At 69.6% G+C, this 4,585-nt stretch carries 7 protein-coding genes; 4 read left to right on the top strand and 3 right to left on the bottom strand.

Features of this window, described 5'->3' with window-relative positions:
* From VGF12_RS05950 to VGF12_RS05940, 3 genes are all read left to right on the top strand, one after another.
* On the top strand, positions 1-319 hold a 319-nt coding region (locus tag VGF12_RS05950), incomplete at its 5' end, for an EAL domain-containing protein (protein WP_331175122.1).
* 10 nt (positions 320-329) lie between these two features.
* Positions 330-731 carry a YchJ family protein gene (locus tag VGF12_RS05945; protein ID WP_331175121.1) on the top strand — a complete coding sequence of 134 codons (402 nt, stop codon included), beginning with the start codon at positions 330-332 and terminating at the stop codon, positions 729-731.
* Positions 728-1,435, top strand: a complete 708-nt coding sequence (locus VGF12_RS05940; protein ID WP_331175120.1) for a pseudouridine synthase — start codon at positions 728-730, stop codon at positions 1,433-1,435. Before VGF12_RS05945 ends, VGF12_RS05940 begins: the two co-directional genes overlap by 4 nt.
* 20 nt (positions 1,436-1,455) lie before the next feature.
* Here the strand turns inward: VGF12_RS05940 and VGF12_RS05935 are convergent, their stop codons facing one another.
* Positions 1,456-2,205, bottom strand: a complete 750-nt coding sequence (locus VGF12_RS05935; RefSeq protein WP_331175119.1) for a substrate-binding periplasmic protein — start codon at positions 2,203-2,205, stop codon at positions 1,456-1,458.
* Positions 2,206-2,349: 144 nt separating this feature from the next.
* Here VGF12_RS05935 and VGF12_RS05930 point away from each other — a divergent pair, with 144 nt between their 5' ends.
* On the top strand, positions 2,350-3,222 hold the full coding sequence (locus VGF12_RS05930) for an ADP-polyphosphate phosphotransferase (protein WP_331175118.1): 873 nt from the start codon (positions 2,350-2,352) through the stop codon (positions 3,220-3,222).
* Here the strand turns inward: VGF12_RS05930 and VGF12_RS05925 are convergent.
* The gene (locus VGF12_RS05925) at positions 3,209-4,282 is read right to left on the bottom strand and encodes an exo-alpha-sialidase (RefSeq protein ID WP_331175117.1); all 1,074 of its coding nucleotides are present in this window, start codon (positions 4,280-4,282) and stop codon (positions 3,209-3,211) included. The genes VGF12_RS05930 and VGF12_RS05925 overlap by 14 nt on opposite strands.
* 4 nt (positions 4,283-4,286) lie before the next feature.
* Positions 4,287-4,556, bottom strand: a complete 270-nt coding sequence (locus tag VGF12_RS05920) for a MoaD/ThiS family protein (protein WP_331175116.1) — start codon at positions 4,554-4,556, stop codon at positions 4,287-4,289.
* Between the last annotated feature and the right edge of the window lie 29 nt (positions 4,557-4,585).

The raw sequence follows: 4,585 nt of genomic DNA, 5'->3' as shown, positions 1-4,585 counted from the left end.
GGACGATTTCGGCATGGGCCACTCCTCACTGGCCATGCTCAAGAGCCTGCCGATCAGCTCGCTGAAGATCGATCGCAGCTTCGTGCACGACCTGCCCACCGGCGAGCGTGACCGCGCCATCGCGCGGACCATCGTCGACCTGGGCCGGCATCTGCAGTTGGAGGTGATTGCCGAGGGTATCGAGAGCCCGGCACAGCTGGAGGTGCTGAAGGCTTGCGGCTGCAGCTTCGGCCAGGGCTGGCTGCTGGGGCGGCCACTGCCGCTGGCGGCGCTGGTGGAGGCTTTCCCGGACGGTCGCTCGCGCAGGCCGAACGGCTAGAGTGCCGGGCATGGACAGCTCCATGCCCTGCCCCTGCGGCCGCCCCGCCTCCTACGCCCGCTGCTGCGGCGCCCTGCACCAGGCCTTCGACGACGGTCGTGGCTTGGCGGCGTCCGCGCCCGAGGCCCTGATGCGTTCGCGCTACTCGGCCTTCGTGCTGGACCTGCGCCCCTACCTGCTCGCCAGCTGGCATGCCAGCACCCGCCCCGCCGAGCTGGAGCCGCCCGAGCCCGGCCTGAAGTGGCTCGGCCTTGACGTCAGGCACTCCGCTCTGCAGGACGCGGATCATGGCAGCGTGGAGTTCGTCGCGCGCAGCAAGCTGGGCGGGCGCGCCCACCGGCTGCACGAAGTCAGCCGCTTCGTGCGCGAGAACGGCGAGTGGTTCTACGTCGACGGTGACCTGAGCAATTGAGCCTGACCCTGCTTTACGAGGACGAGCACCTCGTCGCCATCGACAAGCCACCTGGCCTGCTGGTGCACCGCACCCAGCTCGCGGCGCACGAGGACGAGGCCGCACTGCAGCGGCTGCGCGACCAGCTCGGCCGACCGGTCTGGCCCGTCCACCGGCTGGACCGCGGCACCTCCGGCGTGCTGCTGTTCGCGCTGTCGTCCGAGGTGGCCTCGTTGCTGGGTGCGATGTTCGAGCGGGGGCAGATGCACAAGCGCTACCTCGCGCTGGTGCGCGGCTGGCCGCGTGACGCCCAGGGCTTGATCGACCACCCGCTGGCCCGCGACCCCGAGTTGCCCTCGACCGGCCAGCCGCTGTTGGAAGCGCAGACACGCTGGCGCGTGCTCGATCGCCGCGATTGGCCGCTCGCCACCGACCCGCGCTTCTCCACGACGCGCGTCGCCCTGCTCGAGGCCGAGCCGCTGCAGGGCCGCCGCCATCAGATCCGCCGACACCTGAAGCACATCGCCCACCCCATCCTCGGCGATGCGACACACGGCAAGGGCCCGCTGAACCGCGCGGTCGCGACCTTCCTTGGCACGCAGCGACTGTGGCTGCATGCCCACCGCCTGGTGTTCACGCACCCGCTGCTGGGCACCGAAGTCGCACTCGAAGCGGTGCCTGCCGACGCTTGGGGGCCCGTCCCGCCCGCGGCCGCGGCGCGCTGACTGTCGGCTTCCACGCTGACTCAGCGCTTGATACCCGGACCCAGCCAGCGGGCGCGGATTCGCTGCAGCTCGCCACTCGAATCCAGCCGCTGGATGGCGCGGTTGAAGGCACGCAGGTCTGCCTCGGTCAGGGACTTGCGGCTGAGTTTGTAGGTCACGGGGTCGCGCAGCAGCGTGATGGGCAGCTCGATGAGGGGCACGTCGACGGCACGCGCGGCAAAGATGATGGCCACGCTGTCGCCCAGCAGCACGTCGCCGCGGCCCAGCTGCATCAGCTGCACACCCTTGGCGTACTCCTCGAACCAGATCAACAGGCCACGCGCCGCGAAGTCGTTGATGATGGGGACGCTGGCCGGCCCGCGGTGCGTGACGAGGCGCCGGTTGGCGCGCAGCAGCTCGTCCAGCGAACGCACGTCCATGCTGGCCTCCTCCGCGCGCATGAACACGCCCAGCACCTCGTCGCGATAGGGGCGTGTGTACCAGGCAGCGTCGGCTCGGTTGGGCGTCGCTGCGATCAGCAGGTCCAGCTCGCCGGCCAGCAGCATGGGCAGGCGGCGGTTGCGCGGCACCTCGCGCACATAGCTCACGCTGCAGCCTGCCTCCTTGGCAACGGCGGCCAGCAGCTCGGTCTCCAGACCCGTGTGCTTGCCGTCGGCCATGAAGGAATAAGGCCGCCAGTCCTCAAAGGGCACGCGCAACGACCGCGTGCACGATGCCTGGGCCAGCAGCGGCGCAAACAGCATCAGCACGGCCAGCAGTCGTCGGAGCATTCGGTAATCCCTTCCGCATTCGTGGCGCCCGCGAGCTGCAGACCGGGCTGGGCGGCGACCGGCCGAGGATAGCCCGAGGCCGCGTCCGACACCGCTGGCCGCCCGATGGCGCTAGGCTGCGCCTGATCAGCCGCGGGAGCCCTCATGACGAAGATCGACACTCGACCCTACCGGGTCGCGCCGAACCAGACGGTCAAGCTCAAGCATTGGCCCACGGCCGTCACGCCGCTGTACAGCGACAAGGCTGACTACGAGGCTCAACTGGCCGGCCACATCGGGCGCCTCAGCGAGCTGCAGAACCTGCTGTACGCGCACAACCGATATGCGCTGCTGCTGATCTTCCAGGCCATGGACGCGGCGGGCAAGGACGGCGTCATCAAGCACGTGATGTCGGGCGTGAACCCGCAGGGCTGCCAGGTGTTCAGCTTCAAGCACCCAAGCGCGCAGGAGCTGGACCATGACTTCCTGTGGCGCACGACCCAGTGCCTACCGGAGCGCGGCCGCATCGGCATCTTCAACCGCTCCTACTACGAGGAGGTGCTGATCGTGCGCGTGCACCCCGAGATCCTCGCGGCCCAGTCGCTGCCCAAGGAGGCCGCGAGAGCGCCCAAGATCTGGCCCGAGCGGTTCGAGTCCATCAACCACCTGGAGCGGCACCTGCACGTGAACGGCACGCGGGTCGTGAAGTTCTTTCTCCACATGTCCAAGGAGGAGCAGCGCCAGCGCTTCCTCGCGCGGCTGGCCGACCCGACCAAGAACTGGAAGTTCACGGCGGACGACCTCAGCGAGCGCGAGCACTGGCCCGACTACATGAAGGCTTATGGCGAGATGCTCGGCGCCACCAGCAGCGAACACGCGCCCTGGTACGCGGTTCCCGCGGACGACAAGCGCAACGCCCGGCTCATCGTGTCGCAGGTCATCCTGGAGACCCTGGGCGCGCTGAAGATGCACTACCCCGAGCCAGGCTGCACTGCGGCCGAGCTGGCGGCGATACGCAAGAAGCTCAGCCGAACTTGACGGCGTAGATGGGAGGCAGGTGGGCCGAGACGGTCTGCCAGCTGTCGCCCGCGTCGCTGCTGGCCCACAGGCCGCCGGTCGTCGACCCCATCACCAGTTGCTCGCCGCGGTCGTCCACAGCCAGGCCGTGGCGGAAGATGAGGTCGTAGCAATGATGCTGGGGCAGACCGGCGCGCAACACGTCGAAGGTCTGTCCGCCATCGCGCGTGCGCGTCACGCAAAGCGCTCCGTCGACGGGCACGCGCCGCTCGTCCTTGACGGCGGGCACGAACCAAGCCGTCTGCGGGTCGGCCGGATGGGCGGCGACGGCGAAGCCAAAGCTCGACGGCTGGGCGTGGGCTTCGGCCCACGTGGCGCCGTTGTCCTCGGAGCGGAAGATCCCGCAGTGGTGCTGGCACCAGAGCACGTCCGGCACGTCGCGGCAGCGGGCGATGAGGTGGGGGTCCTGCGAGTTCTCGTCGCCCGCCAACTCGGGCGGCATGAAGTCGGCGCGCATGCCCTTGGCGCGCAGGCCCCAGGTCTGACCGCCATCGGTGGTGCGCCAGGCGCCGCCGCAGGAAACGCCGATCAGCAGCTCATCCGGCCTGGCGGGGTGCGGGCAGATGGAATGCAGGGCTGGTGCGGGGTTGCCGCCGCCCATCCATTGCACGCGCCGAGGGTCCTGCCAGAGCGTCTCGTCCAGCTGCCAGGATTCGCCCCGGTCGCGGCTGACGAACAGCCCGCCCGGCACGCTGCCGCACCAGATCGCATTGCCGGAACGCTCAAGCGCGAACACCTGGTCCAGCTTCCAGGCCGGCCCCTCGGCTTCGGGAGGCTGCGGCGGGAAGCTGGGCGCGGGCACCTCGCGCCAGCTGCGACCGGCGTCGTCGCTCGCATGCAGCTTGGCGCCGAAGTGGCCGAGGTTGAGTCCTGCCAGCATGTGGCCTGAGTCGTCCGGCGGCAGCAGCATGGTGACGGGGTCGGCCAGGAAACTGATGTGCTCGATCTGCCAGCCGCCAGCACGGCGGCGCAGCTCGAACAGGCCCTTGCGGGTCGCGGCCCAGGCGCGGTCTTGAGACATGGCTTCAACCTCCAGAAAGTGCGTGCAGGACATGGACCCGGCTGTCGGGCCTGAGCGGGTCGGTCAGCCCGCGCAGGTCGCGCGCGCGCCGGCCGTCGATGAAAACGACCACGTTGGGACGCAGGTGGCCCTGGTCGTCGAGGATGTAGCCACGCAGCCGCGGGTTGATCTCGAAGGCGGCCTCCAGGCCAGCGCGCAGCACGCCAGCCTGCGTGTCGACCACGGGCGTGTCGACGAAACGGTGCAGTTGGGACGTGAATTCGATCCGGGCCATGTCAGTGGTCAAACGGGGTGGGCCGCCCG

Source organism: Roseateles sp. (assembly GCF_036404855.1).
In the GTDB taxonomy this organism is placed as follows: Bacteria; Pseudomonadota; Gammaproteobacteria; order Burkholderiales; family Burkholderiaceae_C; genus Pelomonas.
Note: the sequence above shows the minus strand (reverse complement) of the source record. Positions and strands in the feature narration are given on the sequence as shown.